The sequence below is a fragment of the Mycobacteroides abscessus ATCC 19977 genome, from assembly GCF_000069185.1.
GTDB classification, from domain to species: domain Bacteria; phylum Actinomycetota; class Actinomycetes; order Mycobacteriales; family Mycobacteriaceae; genus Mycobacterium; species Mycobacterium abscessus.
Window position 1 is genome coordinate 1,410,184 of sequence record NC_010397.1, and the last position, 20,445, is coordinate 1,430,628.

Here is a 20,445-nt window from a genome sequence, read left to right on the forward strand (position 1 = left end):
GTGTAAGGCATGTCAGTCGATGTGTCAATATCGCGCCGGTTAGATCAGCGTGCCGGGATTGAGGATTCCGTCCGGGTCGAGCGCCTGCTTGATCCGGCGATTGACCTCGAGTACCTCGGGACCCACCTGATCGCCCAGCCACGGCTTCTTGAGTCGTCCGACACCGTGCTCACCGGTGATGGTGCCGCCCAGTGAGATGGCCAGATCCATGATCTGTCCGAAGGCGGTTTGGGCACGTCGCGATTCGTCGGGGTCGGTGGGGTCGTGCACGATGAGTGGATGTGTGTTGCCGTCGCCGGCGTGCGCGATTACCGAGATCAGTAGCCGGTGCTGTGCGGCAATGGCTTCCACGCCCTCTACCAGCTGCGCGAGTTTCGGTAGGGGGACGCCCACGTCTTCAAGGAGTAGCGACCCCTTGGCTTCCACCGCGGGAATCGCGAACCGGCGCGCCGCGACAAAGGCCTCGCCTTCCTCCTCGTCATCGGTGGAAAAGACCTCGGCGGCATGGTGATCGGTGAAGATGCGGGCGATGAGTTCGGCGTCCTCGGTGGAAGTATGGCCGCGTTCATCCGAGCGTGCTACCAGCATGGCGCCTGCCGCACGGTCCAGACCCATCTTCAGTTTGTCTTCGACGGCGTTGATCGCCACCGAGTCCATGAACTCCAGCATCGATGGCCGGATCTGTGCGGTGATCGCCAAGACTGCGTCGGTCGCGTCATGCACCGACGAGAAGGTCGCCACCACCGTGCACGGCGTCGGCTGGCAGGGGAGCAGGCGCAGAGTGACCTCGGTGATCACCCCCAGCGTTCCCTCACTGCCGACGAATAATTTGGTAAGGCTCAGGCCGGCAACATCTTTCAGACGCGGTCCGCCCAGTTTGAGGACGGTGCCGTCGGCCAGTACCACCTGCATGCCGAGCACGTAGTCGGTGGTTACGCCGTACTTGACGCAGCACAGTCCGCCGGCGTTGGTGGCGATATTGCCGCCGATGCTGCAGATCTCGAAGGATGACGGGTCGGGCGGGTACCAGAGGCCCTGTGCGGCGGCAGCGGCCTTCACCTCGGCGTTGAGCGCACCCGGTTGGGTAATCGCAACCCGGGTGGCGGTATCGATCGTGATGGTGCGCATCCGTTCGGTAGACAGCACCACCGCGCCATCCTGAGCCGTGGAGCCACCCGACAATCCGGTACCCGCGCCACGGGGGACCACGGAGATATGGTGTGCACTGGCCCATTTGAGGGTGGCAGAAACCTCTTCGGTGCTACGCGGGCGCACCACTGCCAGCGGCATTCCGGCATCGGGATCGAAGGCGCGGTCCTGCCGGTACGAGGCGGTGATATCGGGATCGGTGATGACGGCGCCCTCACCGAGGACGGCGGTGAGGGCGTGGAGGGCGTCCCGGCTCATATCATTCGCGCCGTGGCGCCGGCGTCGATCGGCAACACGGTACCGGTGATATGTGAGCTCGCCTCGTCGACCAGGAACAGCACGGCGCGGGTGACCTCTTCGGGTTTGAGGAAGGGGGCATATTGCAGATGCAGGGACGCGAACACGGACTCCACGTCCTTGAGCGTCGGTTTCTCCAGATCGGGCCGCATCGTGCCGAATACGAAATCATTGTGCGTCATCGGGGTTTCGATATTGCCCGGAGCGACGGCGTTGACAGTGATCCCGTAGCCGACGAGATCGTGGGCCGCGCATTTGGTGAGGCCGATCACGCCCCATTTGGACGACACGTAGGAGGCCTGCGCAAAGTTCGCGCTGTGGCCGAGCATCGAGGACACGGTCACGATGCGGCCGTAGTTTCGTTTGATCATTCCTGGCGCGACGGCCGCGATGGTATTGAAGGTTCCGGTGAGGTTAGTGCCGATAACCTCGTCCCACTGCGCGGATTCGACCTCGGGCAGCAGCGCGATGGTGCTGATCCCGGCGTTGGTGATGGCGATGTCGATACCGCCGAGCGTGTCCTCGGCCTCGGCCACAAACGATTCCAGTGCGGCCCGGTCCTTCACGTCCACCTTGGCCGAGATGCACCGGCGTCCGGTCTTTTCGACCAATGCGACCGTCTCGGCGAGGTCGTCTGCGGTTGCCAGCGGATATCCCACGACATCGCTGTTCTCACAGCGATCACAGATCGCGATATCGGCGCCGGCCTCGGCCAGCGCCACCGCGTGCGACCGGCCCATACCGCGCGCGCCGCCCGTGATCAGTGCAGTTTTTCCCTCGAAATCAGCCACGGAGCCGACCCTACCGAGTTGGTTCCTTGTCGGGCTGCGGTTCGTCCTGGTCCAATTCTCGCAAGACACGCATCCGAGTACTCGCGATGGCGATGAGCAGCATCGGTGCACCGAGGATGACCAGAGTTGTGGCGACACCAAACTTGTCGGCGATGGGACCGGCGAGCATGAAACCCAACGGGCCCGCGCAATACGCGGTGGAAGTCATGACGCCGACCACACGGCCGCGCAGGTGCTCGGGAGAGCGGGTCTGCATCACGAAGTTGGCGATCGGTGCGACCGGGCCGTAGATGAAGCCGAGGCAGGCGGCCAGCACCAGCAGTACGGCGATCGGTGGGAGCAGCGACATACCCAATGTGGTTATGCCGGCGGTAAAGGTGGCGCACAGCATGATGGTGCGACGCTGGAAGTGGCGCACCATGGTCGCATAGCCGAGCGCTCCGAGGAGTCCGCCCACGGAGATCGCCATGAGCATCCAGCCGAGCTGTTGGGGTGCGCCGATATCGCTGAAGTGCTTGGGCAGCAACACGCTTTCGATGGGCAGGTACAGCGCGGTAATCGCCATGTCGACCAGCGCGATGGTGCGCAGGATCTTGATGTTCCAGAAGAACCTCAAGCCCTCGAGCACACCACTGAACACGCCCGTCGGCCGGGTTTCGTGCGCGGGCTTTCCGGCGCCGTCGACCTTGAGGAGGGCGATGGCGATGATCGACACGACGAAGCTGGCCGCGGTGACCCACATGGTGTTGACGCCGCCGACGGACGCGATGAGCAGCCCGCCGAGGCCGGGCCCCACGATGTAGGCGACATTGAAGGTCGCCTCGTACATGCTGTTCATCTTGTCCAGAGACCACCCGGCCGACTTCGCGGCCGCCGGCAGCATGGACTCGCGTGCGGTGATACCTGCCGGATCGAAGATGGCGCCGAGGGCGGCCAGCGCGGCCAACAGCGGGACGTTGAGTCCGGTGGTCATCGCAAGGATCGGGATGGCCGAGACCGATACGAGGGACAGGACGTCGGAGAAGATCGACATGACGCGCCGTCCGAAGTAGTCGACGGCGGTGCCCGAGATGAGTGTCGAGAAGACCAGCGGAAGGGTTCCTGCCGCCGCCACGATGGCAGCGTCAGCCGCGGAACCGTTGCGCTGCAATACAAGCCAGGGCAGTGCGACGATAGAGACACCGTTGCCGATGGCTGCGACGACAGATGCGAAGAGCAGCAGGAGAACCGGCCCGCGATTCACCTGATTGATAGTCGGCGAATCCGCCGTCGGAGTGGACATGTCGCACGAAACCTAGCAGCGGGTGGCGGGGTTGGTCGAGCGATTTTCTTGGCTAGTTGGCTTGCACCGCTGCACGGATGATCTGGGCGGTCGCCTCCAGATCGGGATCGCGCCGAACCATGAATCCCTTTGCGAAGGCCAGCTTGTCACCACCGCGGCGGGGCACCACGTGGAGGTGTGCGTGCATGACCGTCTGGAAGGCGACACGGCCGTCGTTGAGCGCCAGGTTGGTCCCGTCGCTCTGTAGTTCCGAGCCGCGCATGGCATTGGCTATGCGTTGGCCGACCGTCATGATGGCGGCGGCATCATCGGGCTTCAGGTCTGTCAGATCTTGGGCGTGAGCCTTTGGAATCACGAGTGTGTGTCCGCGGGTGATCGGACGAATGTCGAGGAAGGCGAGCGTCGTCTCGTCCTCGTACACACGAAACGACGGTGACTCGCCGGCAACGATGGCGCAGAACACACAGGACATGAGCACACCGTAGCCGGTGAGTGGTCACCTCACCTTCGCCTGCGCCCCCACCGCCTCCTCAACCACGGCTGGACCACCCGAAAACACCCCAACGGCACCACCCAATGGATACCCCCACCACAACTCGATATCGAAGATCTAGAGCTGACCGGTCAGGCTGAGCGTGACGAATTGCGCACAGGGCAAACATTTTTCGTGTCGCGGGAATGAGTCGACCGATATTTGCCCACTCGCGTGATCGGGGTAAATGGGTACCCTCGGGGAGATGTCAGACCTTGCGATTCAACTGTCAGAGTCCGGTCGGGATTGGCTGATCCACAGGCCGGTCGACATCGCCATCTACGTCGTTTTGGCGCTCGCGGTTCGGTACGTGTTGCATCGGGCGATCGACCGCCTGGTGCAAGGCGCGAGGCGGCCGGAATCTGCAGAACATCCCCGACGGCAGTGGTGGGCGTTCCTGCGTCGCGGACGTGATCTGGGGGAGAGTGATCGTCTGGACGAGACCGCGCGGCTGCCAGCGAGGACGCGCACGCTGCGAGGGCGCGCACAGGACCCGGCTCGCGATGCGCGCAGGCGGAAGCGGCGGGCGCAGCGAGCGCAGACCCTCGGGTCGGTTCTCAAGTCGGCGGTCTCGTTTTTGGTGCTGGTCTGGGTGATCCTGCAATCGCTGGCGATCCTGGGAGTGAACGTCGCACCCTTCATCGCATCCGCGGGCATCGTCGGCGTTGCGCTTGGCTTCGGCGCGCAAAACTTGGTGCGGGACTTCATTACCGGAATATTCATGCTGTTCGAGGACCAGTATGGGGTGGGCGACGTAGTGGATGTCGGTGACGCCGTCGGCACCGTCGAGAGTGTCGGGCTGCGGATTACCACGGTGCGTGACCTGCAAGGCACGCTTTGGTACGTGCGCAACGGGGGGATCGCGCGGGTGGGCAATTTCAGTCAGGACTATGCGGTGGCATTTCTGCAGATACCCCTTTCCTACAGCGCCGACGTGGATCTGGCCTGCACGATTGCACTCGAGGCCGCCCGGGAGGCGGTCGCCGAGGAAGCCCTGCGCGACGACGTCATTGGGGCCCCGGAGATGCTAGGCATCGACGGCATCACCGCGGACGCAATCAGTCTGCGGTTGACGGTGGCGGTCCGTGCGAACGCGCAGTGGGCCGTGGAACGTGAATTGCGGCGCCGCATCCTCATCGCATTCGACGAGAACGGCATCCGCCCGCTCTACCTGGATGGATTGTCGAGCGGCACCGTCGAAACCCTTGAGAAAGCGAGCCGGTAGCCTGCGCCCACGCGCAGTACGCTGGTGACATGGCTGGTAAGGAAATCGACAAGCAGCGGGCAAACGCCGCGCTGGCGGTGATCCGGCTGCATCCGGGAATGGCGCTGTTCTTGGCGGCCCCGGTCCTGGCTGTCCTCGGAGCGGTGTGGTGGCTCGCCGGTCTCGGATGGGCACTGGTTCTCGCAGTGGTCATCGTCCTTGCGGGCGGAGCCGCGATCGTCATGCGCCGCAGCTGACGCGGTTCGCCGCCATTTCCCGGTTGTTCGCTGTAGGCGAACACCGCGCGGTGTGTAAGTATGTAATTTTGTAATCATGGCACGAGATCAACAGGCGGATGCTTCTGACGCGGCGGAATGGTTCGCCGGACGCTTGCCCGACGGATGGTTCAGCGGCGCTCCTGAAGTCATCGTCGACCGCGAAGAGATCACCGTCATCGGCCGGCTGACCGCCGCCGAGGGCGAGAAAGAGAGTGAGGCGCACGCGGCGGGCCGCGCCTCCCGCTTTCGGGAAGAGACCCGCGCGCACCGAATGCGCATCGCCGACGAGGCGCAGGCTCGCTACGGACGCAAGGTGTCCTGGGGTGTCGACGTCGGCGAAGATCCTGATCGAATCCTGTTCACACACATCGCCGTTCCGGTGATGACCCGGCTGCGCCAGCCTGAGCGTCAGGTGCTGGATACGTTGGTTGAGGCCGGAGTCGCGCGGTCCCGTTCCGATGCGTTGGCGTGGGCGGTTCGCCTGGTCGGTGAACATACCGAGGAGTGGCTGGACAAGCTGCGTGCCGCGATGACCGAGGTTCGGGACCTGCGAACGCAGGGGCCGCGGCTCTAGGACTGCGTCATCGCGAAATAGGCGCCGTGGCGGGCCAGTAGTTCGGTGTGTGTGCCGCTCTCGGTGACGCGCCCGCCGTCCAGCACCACGATGCGGTCAGCGTCGCGGATGGTGGAAAGCCGATGGGCGATAATGAAACTCGTTCGGTCTCGGCGCAACTCGGCCATGGCCCGCTGTATCCGTAGTTCGGTGCGAGTGTCCACCGAACTCGTGGCCTCGTCGAGTATCAGTAGCTGCGGGCGCGCCAAGAAGGCGCGCGCGATGGTGATCAGTTGCTTCTCACCGGCGCTGATGTTTCCGCCGTCATCGGCGATCTTGGTGTCATATCCGTCGGGAAGCGTCCGCACGAATCGGTCCACATACGCGGCACGGGCGGCTTCGAGAATTTCTTCCTGGGATGCCCCCGGGCGTCCGTAGGCGATGTTCTCGACGATGGTGCCGCCGAACAACCAGGTGTCCTGGAGCACCATTCCCATGCGGGACCGCAGATCGTGTCGGGTCATGGTCGAGACATCAATGCCGTCAAGCAGAATTCGTCCGGAGTCGACTTCGTAGAAGCGCATCAGCAGGTTGACCAGAGTGGTCTTACCGGCGCCGGTCGGTCCCACGATCGCGACCGTCTGGCCGGGTTCGACACGCAGCGACAGTCCTTCGATCACCGGCTGGCCGGGGGAGTAGCCAAAGCTGATGTCCTCGAACTCGACGCGTACGGAGCCGGTCGGCGCCGTCGCCGCAGCCAGCGGGTCCGGCGTTTCCTCGTCGGCGTCCAGCAGCTCGAAAACTCTTTCTGCGCTGGCCAGTCCGGACTGCAGCGTGTTGTACATCGCGGCCACCTGTGTCAGTGGCTGATTGAACTGTCGCACATACTGGCTGAAGGCTTGGATGCTACCCAGCGTCAGACCGCCCGAGGCCACCTTGAGGCCGCCGACCACTGCGACCGCCACGTAGCTCAGGTTCCCGACGAACGCTGTCGCCGGCGAGACCAGGCCCGAGAAAAACTGTGCGCCAAAAGCGCTGCGGTAGACCTCGGCGTTTCGGTCCGCGAAGATGGCTTCGGCCTCTGCGCGGTGTCCATAGGTCTTGACTATGGTGAAACCGCTGTACGTCTCCTCGATATGCGCGTTCAACTTCCCGGTATTGGCCCATTGCGCCACAAACAGACGCTGTGACCGGCGGGCGATGGTGCGCGTCACCCACAGCGACAACGGCACGGTCGCCAGCGTGATCACCGCCAGCAGCGGCGAAATGCTCAGCATCATGGCCAGCACGGCGACCAGTGTGAGCATCGAACTCAGCAGTTGGTTGATGCTCATCTGCAGCGATGTCTGGATGTTGTCGACGTCGTTGGTCACGCGACTCAGGATCTCTCCGCGCTGGCGGGAATCGAAGTACGACAACGGAAGTCGATGTATTTTGTTTTCAACTTCTGTGCGTAGGGCCACCACGGTGCGCTGCACGGTGACATTCAGCAGCCGTGCTTGTACCCATGCCAACATCCCGGCTATCAGATACAGGCTCAAGGCCAACGCCAGAGTCATGCCTATCGCGTGGAAGTCGACGCCTTGGCCCGGTATGACATTCATGCCGGAGAGCATCTGTGCGAACTGACCGTCTCCCCGCGCACGGGCGGTTTCAACGGCTTGCTCCCTGCTTTGGCCCGCGGGCAGTTGCCGTCCGATCACCCCGTTGAACAACAAGTCGGTGGCGTGTCCGAGGATCCGTGGCCCGATCACCCCGATCGCGATACCGATCATCGACAGCGTGATCACCGTGGCGGTCAGGAACCGCTGTGGGGCAAGCCGCTTCACCATGCGAATTGCGGTGCCGCGGAAATCGCGGGAGCGCTCTGCCGGTCCCTGTTGCACGCCGCGAAAACCGATCGCGCGGGTCACGCGAACACCGCCTGGGAATCGCAGATCTCCCGATAGGTCCCGCAGCGCCGCGTCAGCTCGGCGTGGGTGCCGGTGGCGGCTACCCGGCCGTCCTCTAGGACGACGATCTGATCGGCGTCTGCCACGGTCGAGATCCGCTGTGCCACCACGATCACCGTGGCATCCGCGGCCACCTCGCGCAACGCGGCCCGCAGTCGCGCATCGGTGTGCACGTCCAGTGCCGAGAACGCGTCGTCGAACAGATAGATGCCGGGGCGGCGAATCACGGCGCGTGCGATCGCGATGCGTTGACGCTGCCCGCCGGAGAAGTTGATACCACCCTGCGACACCGGCATCTGTAGTCCGGCGGCGTGCTGACGAACGAAGCCGGCCGCCTGTGCCACCTCAAGCGCAGCCCACATCTCGTCTTCGGTGGCATCTGCCTTGCCGTAACGCAAATTGCTCTCCACCGTTCCGGAGAACAGGTAACCGCGCTGGGGTACCAAACCCATTACTGTCCACAGGTCTTCCGGGTCATAGCGGCGAACATCGTTGCCGCCCACACGCACTGAACCGGTAGTGACGTCATGCAGGCGGGGTATCAAGTTCAGCAGGGTGCTTTTGCCGCAACCCGTGGCGCCGACGATGGCGGTGATCATGCCGGGCTGCGCGGTGAACGAAATTTCTTCCAGCACAGCGCGTTCGGCTCCGGGGTAGCGGAATCCGGCGCGGGTGAACTCGACGGTGGGGTATGGGTCCGCGACCCGGACCGGGTCGGCCGGGGCGGTGATGGCTCCCGTCGTATCGAACACCTCGGTGATCCGTTCGGCGCAGGCGGAGGCGCGTGGAACCATGACCGCCAGCATGGTGAGCATCATCATCGACATGAGGATCTGCAAGAAATAGGACAGGAAGGCCACCAGCGACCCCACCTGCATCTGTCCCTGGTCAATGCGTAACCCGCCGAACCAGATCAACGCGACACTGGAGGTGTTGATGACCAGTGAAGTCGCGGGCAGCATCAGAGCCTGCCACCGGCCCGCGGCCAGCGCGGCTTCCGACACCTCGGCAACAGCCGCGCTAAACCGTTTACGTTCCACAGCTTCCCGGGTGAATGCGCGAACCACCCGAATACCGGACAGCTGCTCGCGCATCACCCGGTTGATGCCGTCGATAAGGCGCTGCATACGACGGAAGATCGGCAGCATCGAATGCACGATGTACCAATTGGCCAGCCCGAGTGCCGGCATGCTCACCATGAGGAGCCACGACAATCCCGCGTTCTGGTGAATCGCCATGGCGATACCGCCGACACACATGATCGGTGCTGTCACCAGCATGGTGCAGGTGACCTGGATCAGCAGCTGCAGCTGCTGAACGTCGTTGGTGGTGCGCGTCAACAAGGTCGGAGCGCCGAATCGCGCCGATTCCTCGGCGGAGAACCCGGTGATGTGGTGGAACAGCGCCGACCGCATATCTCGTCCGAAGCCCATACCGGTTCTGGAACCGAAGTACACCGCGCCGATCGAGCAGGTGATCTGCACGAGGGTCACGCCGAGCATCACCGCGCCGAGACGTGCGATGGTGCGGGTATCGCCGTGCGCCACCCCGTCGTCGATGATCGCCGCATTGACGGTCGGTAGATACAGCGAAGCCAGGGTGCTGATGATCTGCAACGTGACGACCACCGCGATCAAGCCGCGGTATGGGCGCACATAGCGTGGCAGGAGGGCCCGCAACTGACCCTGAGGCATGGGCACCACTGTCGCACACGCCGCTCGCAACAAACGCGCAGCTCAGTGGTTGACTCCGGTTTGTGCCGCTACAGTGCACATGTGAGGTTGGGCTTGGGTTCACGCAACGTGTGGAGCAAGTGTGCTGTCGCGCTGGTGATGGTCGCACTCGTATTGACCGGCTGTTCGGGTGGTGACAAGTCAGATCAGCCCAATGGCACCGCATCAAATGCGACGGCGCCGCAGCAGACCAAGTCCAAGGGTGTCGACGGTCCGATGTTCACCGAGTGCGGCGGCGTCAGTGACCAGGCCATGATGCAGATGACCAAGGTCGTGGGCCTGGTGGGCACCGCCAAGAACTCGGTCGGTTGTGTCTGGCTGCGCGGGGGAAGCATCGTCGGTCCGCATTTTTCCTTCAACTGGTATCGGGGCAGCCCCATCGGGCGCGAGCGCGCGACGGAAGAGCGGACGCGCCCGAGTGTCGAGGACATCGAGATCGCCGGGTACAAGGGCTTCATCGCCACCAACGGCTACCCGGGCACCGTCACCACGCTGTGCGAGATCGGCATGGATTTCGGGAACGACTTCATCGAATGGTCCATCAACTTTGAGCCGGGTTCAGGTGCTCCGGACTCCTGCGATGTGGCCAAGCAGCTGACCGAGACGTCCATCAAGGCGGCCAAGAAATGATGCATCGAAAGACGAAGTCACTGTTCGCGGCGGCATGCGTCGCACTCGTCGCATTCGGTTCGGCCGGTTGCGGCGGCACGGTCGACGGCGAGGCGGTCATGCCCGGTAAGGGTGACTCGGCAGAGGGGCCCAACGCCGAACAGAAGTACCCCAACCTGCTCAAGGAATGCGAAGTCCTGACCACGGACGTGCTGGCCAAGGCGGTCGACGCGGACCCGAGGGATATTCAGAGCACATTCGTGGGTGCGCTGTGCCGGTGGCAGGCCATGAGTAAGAGCGGTGGGCTGGTCGACATCACCAGATTCTGGTTCGAGACCGGCAGCCTCGAAGCCGAGAAGGCCACAGCGAACAGTCTCAAGTACAACGTCCAGGAGCGGGCGATTCAGGGAATCCCGTCGATCGTGATGAAGCCACCGGACCAACCGGGCGCGTGTGGAGTTGCCAGCGATGCCGCAGGTGTTGTTGGATGGTGGGTCAACCCGCAGGGCCGAGGCGGAGACTCATGCACGCAGGCAATCAAATTGATGGAAATGACGCTGTCAGTCAACATCTGACGCGTCGTGTTCGCTCGTGCCGTCTTACCGGGATGTTCCTGTGTACCGTGCTGGCCCTGGGCGTCCTGCTGAGCGGGGGCTGCTCAAGTCACCACGGTGAACATGAGGGACACAACGCGTCGACCCTCCACGACGTTCGGGTCGGCCCCGCCTACTCCGAGTGCGGCAGCCTCACCACCCCTGATGTCGCGGCGGTGTTGCATCGTGCCGACCTCAAGCTGGTCGCGAAGACTCCGGCAGGCTGTACATGGACGCCCAACGGATATTGGAGCGTGCTCCCGAACGTCACCCTGTCCTGGTATCGCGGCAGCCCGATCGGGCGGGAGCGGGAGGGGGAGGAGCGGACGCGCGAAGAGGTCAGGGACTTTTCCGCGGCGGGCAAGAACGGATTCATCAGCTCGACATATGGCATGTGCGTCACCGCCCTGGAATACGGCGACGATCAGTTCTTCGAATTGGCGGTCACTCTGCTCGGGGCGGGCCACGGCACCTCCTCGGCCGCCTGCCACTGCGCGATGAAGCTTTCCTCCCAGGTGGCGGAGAAGGTCTGAAAACTGCCCGCTAGCGCGGGACGTGAAATGTGGTGAGCGAGGCGCCCCCCAGTTCGAGCCGTGCCCACGGGGAGCGCGTGGTCAGCACCGCGATCGCCGAGGTCGGGAACTTGGTGGCGATGCGGTTCGCCGCCTCGGCGCTACTGGTCCCGGCGTCGGCGAGTGCGAGTGCCAGCTGTGAGGTGGTGGGCTCATGCCCGACGACCAGCACGGTGACCGCCGAATCCGGCACCGCATTGATCTCGCCGAGGGTGATTCCCGGCGTGGAGTCGTACAGCTTGTCGCTGAACCTGACGAGTTGGCTGTGTATCCCGGTCTGAGTGAGCGTCGCGCGGGTCCGGGTCGCGGTGGAACAGAGCACCGCGTCGATCCGATTGAAATGGTCTTGTAGCCAAGTCCCGGCCTGTGCCGCCTGCCGGGTGCCGCGCAAGTTCAGCGGGCGCTGGTGATCATCGACCCCGGGCGGATAGGCCGACTTCGCGTGGCGCATCAGGATCAGGGTGCGCTTGGCGTCATCCGGCATGATTCGTACCGTAGCGGGGCTGTGCGACGAGCGCCGGGCAAATGCCAGACCTGTGGATAGACCCCTGTGTCGGGTGCCGGGAGACAGGCGCGGCGTCCCCGGGGTTGTCGGTCGGCGGTCATAGACTTTCGTTCGTGAAGTTCCTGCACACCGCTGACTGGCAGCTGGGTATGACACGGCATTTCCTTGCCGGTGAGGCTCAGCCGCAGTACTCGGCCGCGCGTCGAGAGGCTATTGCCTCCCTTGGCGAAGTTGCTGTGGCGCAAGGTTGTGACTTCATGGTGGTGTGCGGTGATGTCTTCGAATCCAATCAGCTGGCACCGCGCGTCATCAGCCAGGCGCTGGAGGTCATGCGCGGTGTCGGAGTGGATGTCTATTTGCTCCCCGGCAACCATGATCCGTTGGACGCCGCGTCGGTGTACACCAGTGAATTGTTCCTAGCCGAGAAGCCGGCGAACGTGCATGTGCTCGACACCGCGGGTCGTCATCAGGTGACTCCCGGAGTCGAGTTGGTTGCGGTGCCGTGGCGATCCAAGGCTCCCACGCATGATCTGGTGGCCGAGCAGCTGGATGGACTACCGGCCGACGGCACACGCCGCATAGTGGTGGCCCACGGCGGTGTCGACATGCTCGACCCTGATCCGACGAAGCCCGCGCTGATCGCGCTGAAAGCCGTTGAGGATGCCATCGATCGTGGCGCCATTCACTACGTCGCGCTGGGAGACAAGCACTCCCGGACCCAGGTGGGATCCAGCGGTCGGGTCTGGTACTCGGGAGCCCCCGAGGTCACCAACTACGACGATGTGGAGTCCGACCCGGGGCATGCGCTCGTGGTGGACTTGGACGAATCCGGAGCGATTCGGGTTGATGCCCATGACGTGGGTAGATGGCGGTTCGTGACGCTGCGTTGGTCGGTGGACAACGCACGCGATATTGCCGACCTGGGGTTGAATCTGGAACTCTTCCCCGACAAGGAACGTACGGTGGTCCGCCTGGCGCTCACCGGCACGCTCAGCGTGACCGACAACGCGGGGCTGGAGGAGTGCCTGGACAAGTACACCCGGTTGTTCGCGAGCCTGCGCACCTGGGAACGGCACACCGATATCGCGGTGGTGCCCGCCGATGGAGAGTTCAGCGACCTCGGGGTTGGGGGATTCGCCGAATCCGCGATCGCGGAGCTCAAGGAGTTGGCGGCCGCCGGCGGGAGTTCCTCGGCGGACGCACAAGGGGCGCTGTCGTTGTTGTTGCGGCTCACGTCCGGTGCTGGGCTCGGCAGCCCGGCGAAGGGTGGTGCGAAGAAACGAGGGGCGGCGGCGTGAAGCTGCATCGGCTCTCCGTGACCAACTACCGCGGAATTACGCACCGCGACATAACCTTTCCCGAACGGGGTGTCGTGGTGGTCGGGGGCGCCAACGAGGTCGGTAAGACCTCGATGATCGAGGCCCTGGACCTGCTTATCGAATCCAAGGATCGCTCCACCAAGAAGGACGTCAAACAGGTCAAGCCCACCTTCGCCGATGTCGGTTCCGAGGTTGAGGCCGAGATCAGTTGCGGTCCTTACCGCTTTGTGTATCGCAAGCGATTCCACAAACGCGCCGAGACCCACTTGACGGTTATCGAGCCGCGTCGCGAACAGCTTTCCGGTGACGAGGCGCATCAGCGGGTTCTGGACATGCTTGACCAGTCCATCGACATGAATCTGTGGAAAGCGCAACGTGTCTTGCAGTCGGCAGGGGCGGGTGTGCTGGATCTGTCCTCGAGCGATGCGCTCACCCGTGCGCTGGATCTGGCTGCCGGACAGTCGGTTGCACTGTCGGGTAGCGAGCCCGATCTGGTGGAGCGCATCGATGCCGAGTACGCGCTGTACTTCACCGGGACGGGGCGTCCCACCGGTGAATGGGCCAGGGCCGGAGCGCGACTGACCGCGGCCGAGGATGCTCTTGCCAGCGCACGAGCGGCCATGGCCGAGGTCGATCAGCAGGTCCGTGAGCACGACGAGCTGACCCAGGAGCTGGCCTCCGTCATCGCCGATCGTGCCGAGGTAAACCGCCGGCTGGCTCCCCTGGAAGAAGCATCCCAAGCCGTCACGACTCTCGTGCAGCAGCACGATAACGCCGTGGTTGTTGCCGAGGCTGCCCAGGCGGCCGCGGTGGCGGCCCAGACGAAACGTGATGAGCGAGCCCAGCTGGTCGCCGATATCCGGGCGCGCAGGGTATCCATAGACATGCTGGCGGAACAGCTTTCCGCCACGGCAGAGGCACACGGCACCGCGCAGCAAGTGTGCGAGGCTGCCGAGGCGGCGGCCGCGCAGGCGACGGAGTCGGTCGACGCTGCCCGTGTCCAGCTGGAGGCGGCCCGGGGCACATTGGACCGTGCACTGGCTCGGGATGAGGTGGATGGGCTGGCCGCTCGGGTTTCCCGTATCGACCTCACAAACCGGCAGCTGGCCTCGGTCGGTGCCGAGCTGTCGTCACTGGTCATCACCGCGCAGAGCCTGGGGGCAATCGAGACGGCGGCGCGTGCGGTGGGCATGGCGGAAGCGGCGTTGGAGACCGCGTCGGCGCAGGTCGAGCTCCGGGCACTCGTCGATGTGGACATCGCCGTCAACGGTGAGCAGTTGCGGGTCGCGGCGGGGGACCGGTGGTCCAGCGCCGCCACGGACACCATCGAGATCACCGCGCCCGGTGTGGCAGTCGCTCGAATCATCCCGGGGCCCAACGCGGCCCAGCTGCGTGACAAACTCGATACCGCGCGCCAGACCTTGTCGGGCGCATTGGCCGATGCCGGGGTAGCCGATGTCGGAGAGGCGCAGAAGCAGTTTGAACGTCGCACCGAGCTGAATGCTGAACGCGACCGGCTGACTGCGCTGCTCGATGGTCTGATGGGGCCGGAAAGCCTGGAAGCATTGCGCGAGAAGCTGAGTCGACTGCGTGAGCTGGTTCCGGAGGCGACCGGTTTGTGGGATGCGATCGATCCCGCGCAGGCCCGTGCCGAAGTTGCCCGGCTTGTCGGTGAAGTGGAACGTCTGCAGGCCGAAGAGGTGACCCATCGGCGCGCAGTCCAGACGGCAGGCCAGCAGCTTGCCGAGAAAGCCGCGGAGGCAATGGCTGCACGGGAGAAGCACGCCGCGCGTGCCGAGGAGCTGGCCGCCGCCGAACAACGCCTCGCCCATGTACGTTCGTCGGCCTCGGATGATCTACTCACCGAGCGCCATGAACGCGCGGTTCAGGCGGCCGACTTGACCAGCAGACGCGTCACCGACCTCGTGAGCCAGCTGGCGGCACTGGAGGCCGACCGGGTGCGCGCCGAACTCGCCGAGGTCTCGGCACGGGCGCAGGCTTTGGATCGGCGACACGAGGCGACGCGAGATCGACTGCGCGATATCTCGGTGCGTCTTGAGGTGTTTGGCAGGCAGGGGCGTCAGGATCAGCTGGATGCGGCAGCCTCCGAGCGGGAATATGCGGCAACGGAATTCGCCCGGATTGGCGCGAAGGCACGGGCCGTCGACACGCTGCGATCGGTGATGATGCGTCATCGCGACGGTATGCGGCTGCGGTATGTGGATCCGTTCCGGGCCGAGCTGGAACGGTTGGGCCGCATGGTCTTCGGCCCCACCTTTGAAGTGGATATCGATAGCGACTTGAGTATTCGCAGCCGGACCCTGGAGGGCAGGACCGTGCCATACGAGTCGCTATCGGGCGGCGCCAAGGAACAGTTGGGCATTGTGGCCCGGCTGGCCAGCGCCGCACTGGTGGCGCCTCAGGACGCGGTGCCCGTCATCATCGATGATGCGCTCGGATTCACCGACAGCGACAGGCTGGAGCGCATGGGGGAGGTGTTCGGTGCGGTAGGCACCGAGACTCAGGTGATTGTGCTGACCTGCAGCCCCGATCGCTACCGCGCGGTCACCGGCGCACAGCGAATCAGCTTGTCGGCCTGACCCACTCAGAAGTACGCATTCGCCGGTAGCGGTGTGCCGTGCAGCAGATTCTGACCGATCACTCGCGCTTTGTAATGCACCGGGTTGTGCAGGCTGATGGTTCGGATGTTTCGCCAATGCCGATCCAGGTTGCGAGTCCGGCTGGCGGCGCTGGCTCCGCCCAGATCAAGGAGCTTGGTCGCGGCATCGAGTGCGACAGCATCGATATGCACCTTGGCCTTGGCCACGGCGACCTGAGCCTCCTGGGCTAGCTGTGCATCGGGTACACCGTCTCGGAGGGTTGCGGTGGCGGCTTCGATGGCATCGGCAGCGGCGAGGACGGTGGCCTCTGCGGCGAAAGCGGTCGCGCTCAGCTCGCCAAGGGTGCGCTGCAGCAGTGGATCATCGACCGGGCGCTCAGTGAGCGCGTGACTGAAGTTGCGCTGACGGGAACGTAGCAGTGCCTCGCCGTCATCCACCACGGCCCGTAGTACACCGGCGACGATTGCCAGGATGTAGAGCTGCAACGAAGCGTACTGAGTGGTGGGCACGGGGGCTGCGTCATACGGTGTTTCGGAGAGGATCTCATCGGCGGCGACGTCGACCTGGCTGAAGATCGTGGTGCCGGTACCGGTGCGTCGTTGGCCGAAGCCGTCCCAGTCGTCGACCAGGCGCACGCCGTCACGATCGCCGGGGACGATCACCGAGGCCACTGAGTCGCGGTCGGTGGTCGCGGTGACGGTGAGGTAGTCCGCGAACAATGTTCCGGTGCTGTAGAACTTCTCGCCGTTCAACCGATACGCGTCGCCCACCGGCAGCAGCCGCGTGTTGAATACCAGGCTGCCCACGGCCAGGGAGCCTTTCTCGCTGAACGCGTTCGCGAATAGATTGCCCTCGTTCACCTTGGTAAGCCAGGCCGCCGACACGGGGTCGGCGAGGGTGCGCAGCCGTTCCTCGACAAACCAGAAGTGGGTGCGGAAGATGTGTGCCACGATAGGGTCGGCTTGAGCGACATCGATGATGGCGGAAAAGAGCTGTCGCACAGAAAGTCCCGCGCCGCCCAGTTCGGTGGGGATGCGCAACCGGCCGAATCCCGCCTCCTTGAGCAGCCGGACTTGATCAAAGGGATTCTCGTCGTCCAGATCACGGTCCCGTGCTCCCTCGGCGACTTGGGCGAGCAGATTCCGGTAGGTGTCGGTGCCGGGCAGCGCGCGGATTTCCAGGACTGACGGAGCGGAAGTCATATCTTCGTTGTACGCAGCATGCTCAGTGGCGGCATCGCTTTGAATCAGCCAGAACCGAAGCGGCAATATGGGGCATGATGATTCCGATCGCTGCGCCCTGGTCTCTGTGCATGCGCTGGCTCACCCTGCTGTGTGCCTTCGTGGTCGCCTGCCTGCTGTTGTTCACCCCTGGTGGCACCGTCCCGTCGGGCCCTCCCGGAGCGGACAAAGTAGCGCACTTTCTTATTTTCGCGATGTTGGGCCTGTGCTCGCGTTTCGCATGGATCAGCGAGAAATCCACGCTGGCTTGGGTTCTGATGTTCGCGGCGGCGTCCGAGGTGATTCAGGCGCTGTGGGTTCCGCGCCGGGACGGGAGCCTGCCGGACCTGCTCACCGATGCGATCGGTCTGTTCACGGTGCTGCTGTTGTGGCGGAAGATTCGCTCGGGCGTGCGGCGGGCTCGGCAATGATGGTGGTCATGGTGCGGGTATGAGCCAGCCCACTAGTCACCAGGTCCAGCTGGCGTAGCGCGCGATTCAGGGCTGCGTCCGCGTCGGCCTTGGTGGGGTGATCAGTATCGACCAGCATGCCGATGGTGTTGAGAATGGAGCTGGCGATGAGTTCCGCCGCGATTTCCAGGTCCTCGGTCGTGTGATGGTTCGTCGCCGGGTTGCGGGCGAGTTCCACCACCACGTCGTTGGTGAGCATGCGCATCTCGTTGTTGATGGCACGCCGGATTTGAGGCGAGCCGCCATGACGTTCACGTACCAGAAACCGGAAATTGTTCGCGTGCTCGTTCACCCGGTCGACCATGAGACGGAGAATTTTGGCGGGGTTGTCGCTGCCAGCCTCGCGCCGGGCTTGGCGAAAGGTGTCACGAAGCGCATGAACGCTCTCCTCGGCCAGAACCGTGCCGAGGTCTTCCATCGATTCGAAGTGCCGGTAGAAGGCAGTGGGAACCAATCCGGCCGACTTGGCCACCTCGCGCAGGCTCACAGCCGCGAAGCCACGTACCTTCAGTAGCTCCAAGGTTCCGTCGAGCAATGTGCGGCGGGTATGCAGTTTCTTCTCGGCACGACTATGTCGCATACCTGTCAGTGTACGGGCGTACTCCTACTGTTTGACCTTGTTTCGTTTGAGACCACGTTGATGCCTGGTATTGACAGGTTCATCTAGCTTGCGCACACTGAGCCCAGTGCACGATTGTTCACTATTTGGTTACTGAGACCGGAAGGACAGTGCAGCATGGTGGGACCTGTTGAGCGCAACGTCAACGTCGTCCAGGAAGTTCTGGAGTCGGTCGGGACTCGGGTCGGCCGGATTATTCGCATCATCACGCGGACTGTGGGGGAAGTTGCACAGGAGGTGAGCGGTGTCGTGGCCGACGGGTTCGAGATCGCAGAAGCCAGCAAGCGGGCGCGTGCCGATCATGAGCGGTGGAATGCCGAGGACTTGGCTGACGCGGGGGCAGGCCAGGAAAGCGAAGACGAGGACCAAGGCGAGGACGACCAGGAGGCGGGCGAGCTCGTCGACCTCGACGACGAGGGTGACGCCGCCGACGAGATCGATGCCACGGCGGAAGAGGTGACTTCCGGAGCGGAGCCCGAGGCGCGCGACAACGCCTCAGCACAAGAAAGGGTCTGATCGTGTCGGCTTCAGCGTTGCAGCCCGAACCCCTTTCCGCGCCGGTCGAGGTGGCCGCCGGTGAGTGTCCGGTCAACCATGACCTGTATCCCGGTGGCCCAACCTTCCTGCGGTGGCATCACACTCGCGTCGGCTACCTGAAGTCATGGAGGCTGGCACTCGGGGCGGTATGGTCCACCTACAGACACACCATTTCGGAGTACCTTGCTGATCTCCCTGGTCAGGACGACGTCATCGTCGCCCGGGCACCCATGCGGAAGGCGGTCATCGTTCGCAATCCGGAATTGGCCCGGCATGTACTGGTTGCCAATCAGGACAACTACATCAAGAGCGCCGAATACGATCTCTTGGCAGTGGGATTCGGCCGCGGACTGGTCACCGACCTCAATGAGGGACTGTGGAATCGCAATCGACGGTTGGTGCAGCCCATTTTCGCCAAGCGGCAGGTTGATCTGTTCGCGCCGCAGATGGCAGAGGCTGCCGCGCGCACCATTTCCCGCTGGGATGAGCTGTACGCAGAGGGTAAGCCGGTGGACATCACCGCCGAGATGAATTATCTGACCATGGATATCGTCGCGCAGACGATGTTCGGAATCGATCTCTCCGGCGATATGGCTGAACGGATGCGGATCTACTTCGCGCGACTGCTCAAGCTATTCGGTGTGGGATTCATCGTCGGGGCCGCTCCGCCGCTGCGCTGGGTGGTGGACAAGCTCGCCGCCCATGGCCCAGATGAATTGTCCTCGCACACACCACGTTTAGCTATCAGGGCACTGCGCATCGGCGCGTCGGTCGCCGCACCGCGCACGATGAAGGGGCTGCGGTGGGTGGAACGCACCATCGACCAGCTGATCGCCGATCACCGCAGCGGCCGCATCGCCAGGCAGGACAACCTCTTGGCGCTGTTGATGGCGGCCGAGGACCCGGAGACCGGGGCCAAGTACACGGACCTGGAGATCCGTGATGAGCTGATGACCTTTCTGGGGGCAGGATTCGAGACCACCGCTGCCGCGCTCGCTTGGACCTGGTATCTGTTGTCCCGCAATCCCGATGCCCGCGCCAAGCTGGGGCAAGAAGTTGATCGGGTACTGGGTGGGCGGCAACCTACAGCCGCGGACGTCGACAATCTCCCCTGGACGGCGGCGGTACTGAACGAGGCCATGCGGGTGTACCCGCCCATTCTCGGGCTGGCGCGCACGGCGAAGGCCGACGACGTGCTGGGGGACTATCCGATTTCGGCCGGAACGACGGTCATGGTTCTCATCGACAGCATCCACCACAACGAACGAGTGTGGGATGACGCCAAGACCTTCGACCCTGCGCGGTTTCTGAAGGAGAACCTACAGCCAGAACAACGAAAGGCGCACATGCCTTTTGGTGCGGGCAAGCGAATGTGCGTCGCCTCGGGGTTTGCGAATCTGGAAGCCATCATCGGGATTGCCGCGCTGGCACAGAACTATGAATTGGATCTGCTGCCCGGACAGCAGCCGCGCCGTGAAGTGACATTCACCGGCGGCCCGGAGGGCGAGATACTCATGCGGTTACGTAAGCGGCATCCGTGACCGCGATGTCCGCACACGCCGATGACCTGCGAACGGACTTGTTGCGCCGATGGTCCGAACCGCATCGG

20 protein-coding genes are annotated in these 20,445 nt (G+C 63.9%); 11 read left to right on the top strand and 9 right to left on the bottom strand.

What is annotated here, in order from left to right; translation table 11 throughout:
- Positions 1-39: 39 nt before the first annotated feature.
- The 4 genes from MAB_RS07250 to MAB_RS07265 are packed head-to-tail and all read right to left on the bottom strand — an operon-like array spanning position 40 to position 3,991.
- Positions 40-1,407, bottom strand: a complete 1,368-nt coding sequence (locus MAB_RS07250; RefSeq protein ID WP_005110109.1) for an FAD-binding oxidoreductase — start codon at positions 1,405-1,407, stop codon at positions 40-42.
- On the bottom strand, positions 1,404-2,237 hold the full coding sequence (locus tag MAB_RS07255) for a mycofactocin-coupled SDR family oxidoreductase (RefSeq protein ID WP_005110110.1): 834 nt from the start codon (positions 2,235-2,237) through the stop codon (positions 1,404-1,406). The genes MAB_RS07250 and MAB_RS07255 overlap by 4 nt, the downstream gene beginning before the upstream one ends.
- Positions 2,238-2,247: 10 nt before the next feature.
- Entirely contained in the window at positions 2,248-3,519 is a 1,272-nt protein-coding gene (locus MAB_RS07260; RefSeq protein ID WP_005110111.1) for an MFS transporter, read from the bottom strand.
- 52 nt (positions 3,520-3,571) lie between these two features.
- Positions 3,572-3,991: an HIT family protein gene (locus tag MAB_RS07265; RefSeq protein WP_005090019.1), complete on the bottom strand. Its 420-nt coding sequence runs from the start codon at positions 3,989-3,991 to the stop codon at positions 3,572-3,574.
- 247 nt (positions 3,992-4,238) lie between these two features.
- On the opposite strand from MAB_RS07265, the gene MAB_RS07270 reads away from it, so the two are divergent.
- The 3 genes from MAB_RS07270 to MAB_RS07280 all read left to right on the top strand — a co-directional run bounded on the left by MAB_RS07270 (position 4,239) and on the right by MAB_RS07280 (position 6,107).
- Positions 4,239-5,276: a mechanosensitive ion channel family protein gene (locus MAB_RS07270; RefSeq protein ID WP_005093024.1), complete on the top strand. Its 1,038-nt coding sequence runs from the start codon at positions 4,239-4,241 to the stop codon at positions 5,274-5,276.
- A 29-nt stretch (positions 5,277-5,305) separates the two neighbouring features.
- On the top strand, positions 5,306-5,512 hold the full coding sequence (locus tag MAB_RS07275; RefSeq protein ID WP_005110112.1) for a hypothetical protein: 207 nt from the start codon (positions 5,306-5,308) through the stop codon (positions 5,510-5,512).
- A gap of 76 nt (positions 5,513-5,588) precedes the next feature.
- Positions 5,589-6,107 (top strand): hypothetical protein, encoded by a 519-nt coding sequence (locus MAB_RS07280; RefSeq protein WP_005084563.1) that lies wholly within the window; start codon positions 5,589-5,591, stop codon positions 6,105-6,107.
- Here MAB_RS07280 and MAB_RS07285 read toward each other — a convergent pair.
- Both MAB_RS07285 and MAB_RS07290 read right to left on the bottom strand, forming a co-directional pair.
- On the bottom strand, positions 6,104-7,999 hold the full coding sequence (locus MAB_RS07285) for an ABC transporter ATP-binding protein (RefSeq protein WP_005110113.1): 1,896 nt from the start codon (positions 7,997-7,999) through the stop codon (positions 6,104-6,106). The two genes, MAB_RS07280 and MAB_RS07285, sit on opposite strands and share 4 nt — an antisense overlap.
- Positions 7,996-9,717 (bottom strand): ABC transporter ATP-binding protein, encoded by a 1,722-nt coding sequence (locus MAB_RS07290; RefSeq protein ID WP_005110114.1) that lies wholly within the window; start codon positions 9,715-9,717, stop codon positions 7,996-7,998. The genes MAB_RS07285 and MAB_RS07290 overlap by 4 nt, the downstream gene beginning before the upstream one ends.
- Before the next feature lie 153 nt (positions 9,718-9,870).
- Between MAB_RS07290 and MAB_RS07295 the strand changes: the two genes are divergently transcribed.
- From MAB_RS07295 to MAB_RS07305, 3 genes are read left to right on the top strand one after another with little or no spacing between them, the layout of a single operon-like run.
- Entirely contained in the window at positions 9,871-10,401 is a 531-nt protein-coding gene (locus MAB_RS07295; RefSeq protein ID WP_049234608.1) for a DUF3558 domain-containing protein, read from the top strand.
- Positions 10,398-10,955, top strand: coding sequence for a DUF3558 domain-containing protein (locus tag MAB_RS07300; RefSeq protein ID WP_005059758.1), 558 nt, complete (start codon positions 10,398-10,400; stop codon positions 10,953-10,955). Before MAB_RS07295 ends, MAB_RS07300 begins: the two co-directional genes overlap by 4 nt.
- Before the next feature lie 32 nt (positions 10,956-10,987).
- Positions 10,988-11,506 (top strand): DUF3558 family protein, encoded by a 519-nt coding sequence (locus tag MAB_RS07305; RefSeq protein ID WP_005090010.1) that lies wholly within the window; start codon positions 10,988-10,990, stop codon positions 11,504-11,506.
- A 10-nt stretch (positions 11,507-11,516) separates the two neighbouring features.
- Here MAB_RS07305 and MAB_RS07310 read toward each other — a convergent pair whose 3' ends face one another.
- Complete coding sequence (locus tag MAB_RS07310; protein WP_005084578.1) at positions 11,517-12,029, bottom strand: SixA phosphatase family protein; 513 nt, start codon at positions 12,027-12,029, stop codon at positions 11,517-11,519.
- 134 nt (positions 12,030-12,163) lie between these two features.
- Between MAB_RS07310 and MAB_RS07315 the strand changes: the two genes are divergently transcribed.
- Entirely contained in the window at positions 12,164-13,348 is a 1,185-nt protein-coding gene (locus MAB_RS07315; RefSeq protein ID WP_005090007.1) for a metallophosphoesterase family protein, read from the top strand.
- Positions 13,345-15,969, top strand: coding sequence for an AAA family ATPase (locus MAB_RS07320; RefSeq protein ID WP_005110116.1), 2,625 nt, complete (start codon positions 13,345-13,347; stop codon positions 15,967-15,969). The genes MAB_RS07315 and MAB_RS07320 overlap by 4 nt, the downstream gene beginning before the upstream one ends.
- 5 nt (positions 15,970-15,974) lie before the next feature.
- On the opposite strand, the gene MAB_RS07325 is transcribed toward MAB_RS07320, so the two are convergent.
- The gene (locus MAB_RS07325; protein ID WP_005110117.1) at positions 15,975-17,258 is read right to left on the bottom strand and encodes an acyl-CoA dehydrogenase family protein; all 1,284 of its coding nucleotides are present in this window, start codon (positions 17,256-17,258) and stop codon (positions 15,975-15,977) included.
- An 11-nt stretch (positions 17,259-17,269) separates the two neighbouring features.
- Here MAB_RS07325 and MAB_RS07330 point away from each other — a divergent pair, with 11 nt between their 5' ends.
- Entirely contained in the window at positions 17,270-17,641 is a 372-nt protein-coding gene (locus MAB_RS07330) for a VanZ family protein (protein ID WP_031216788.1), read from the top strand.
- Here MAB_RS07330 and MAB_RS07335 read toward each other — a convergent pair.
- Positions 17,583-18,260, bottom strand: a complete 678-nt coding sequence (locus tag MAB_RS07335; RefSeq protein WP_005110120.1) for a TetR family transcriptional regulator — start codon at positions 18,258-18,260, stop codon at positions 17,583-17,585. The two genes, MAB_RS07330 and MAB_RS07335, sit on opposite strands and share 59 nt — an antisense overlap.
- A 156-nt stretch (positions 18,261-18,416) precedes the next feature.
- On the opposite strand from MAB_RS07335, the gene MAB_RS07340 reads away from it, so the two are divergent.
- Together MAB_RS07340 and MAB_RS07345 are read left to right on the top strand one after the other, a co-directional pair.
- A complete protein-coding gene (locus tag MAB_RS07340; protein ID WP_005084592.1) occupies positions 18,417-18,815 on the top strand; it encodes a hypothetical protein in 399 nt (132 codons plus the stop codon).
- Between the two features lie 2 nt (positions 18,816-18,817).
- Positions 18,818-20,377: a cytochrome P450 gene (locus MAB_RS07345; protein WP_005084594.1), complete on the top strand. Its 1,560-nt coding sequence runs from the start codon at positions 18,818-18,820 to the stop codon at positions 20,375-20,377.
- Positions 20,378-20,445 lie beyond the last annotated feature (68 nt).

What these genes read in the sequence shown, in the direction of transcription:
- MAB_RS07250 (WP_005110109.1), bottom strand. Translation starts at nt 1,407, where the DNA reads ATGAGCCGGGACGCCCTCCACGCCCTCACCGCCGTCCTCGGTGAGGGC.
- MAB_RS07260 (WP_005110111.1), bottom strand. Translation starts at nt 3,519, where the DNA reads ATGTCCACTCCGACGGCGGATTCGCCGACTATCAATCAGGTGAATCGC.
- MAB_RS07265 (WP_005090019.1), bottom strand. Translation starts at nt 3,991, where the DNA reads ATGTCCTGTGTGTTCTGCGCCATCGTTGCCGGCGAGTCACCGTCGTTT.
- MAB_RS07270 (WP_005093024.1), top strand. Translation starts at nt 4,239, where the DNA reads ATGGGTACCCTCGGGGAGATGTCAGACCTTGCGATTCAACTGTCAGAG.
- MAB_RS07275 (WP_005110112.1), top strand. Translation starts at nt 5,306, where the DNA reads ATGGCTGGTAAGGAAATCGACAAGCAGCGGGCAAACGCCGCGCTGGCG.
- MAB_RS07280 (WP_005084563.1), top strand. Translation starts at nt 5,589, where the DNA reads ATGGCACGAGATCAACAGGCGGATGCTTCTGACGCGGCGGAATGGTTC.
- MAB_RS07295 (WP_049234608.1), top strand. Translation starts at nt 9,871, where the DNA reads ATGGTCGCACTCGTATTGACCGGCTGTTCGGGTGGTGACAAGTCAGAT.
- MAB_RS07300 (WP_005059758.1), top strand. Translation starts at nt 10,398, where the DNA reads ATGATGCATCGAAAGACGAAGTCACTGTTCGCGGCGGCATGCGTCGCA.
- MAB_RS07305 (WP_005090010.1), top strand. Translation starts at nt 10,988, where the DNA reads ATGTTCCTGTGTACCGTGCTGGCCCTGGGCGTCCTGCTGAGCGGGGGC.
- MAB_RS07310 (WP_005084578.1), bottom strand. Translation starts at nt 12,029, where the DNA reads ATGCCGGATGACGCCAAGCGCACCCTGATCCTGATGCGCCACGCGAAG.
- MAB_RS07330 (WP_031216788.1), top strand. Translation starts at nt 17,270, where the DNA reads ATGATTCCGATCGCTGCGCCCTGGTCTCTGTGCATGCGCTGGCTCACC.
- MAB_RS07335 (WP_005110120.1), bottom strand. Translation starts at nt 18,260, where the DNA reads ATGCGACATAGTCGTGCCGAGAAGAAACTGCATACCCGCCGCACATTG.
- MAB_RS07340 (WP_005084592.1), top strand. Translation starts at nt 18,417, where the DNA reads ATGGTGGGACCTGTTGAGCGCAACGTCAACGTCGTCCAGGAAGTTCTG.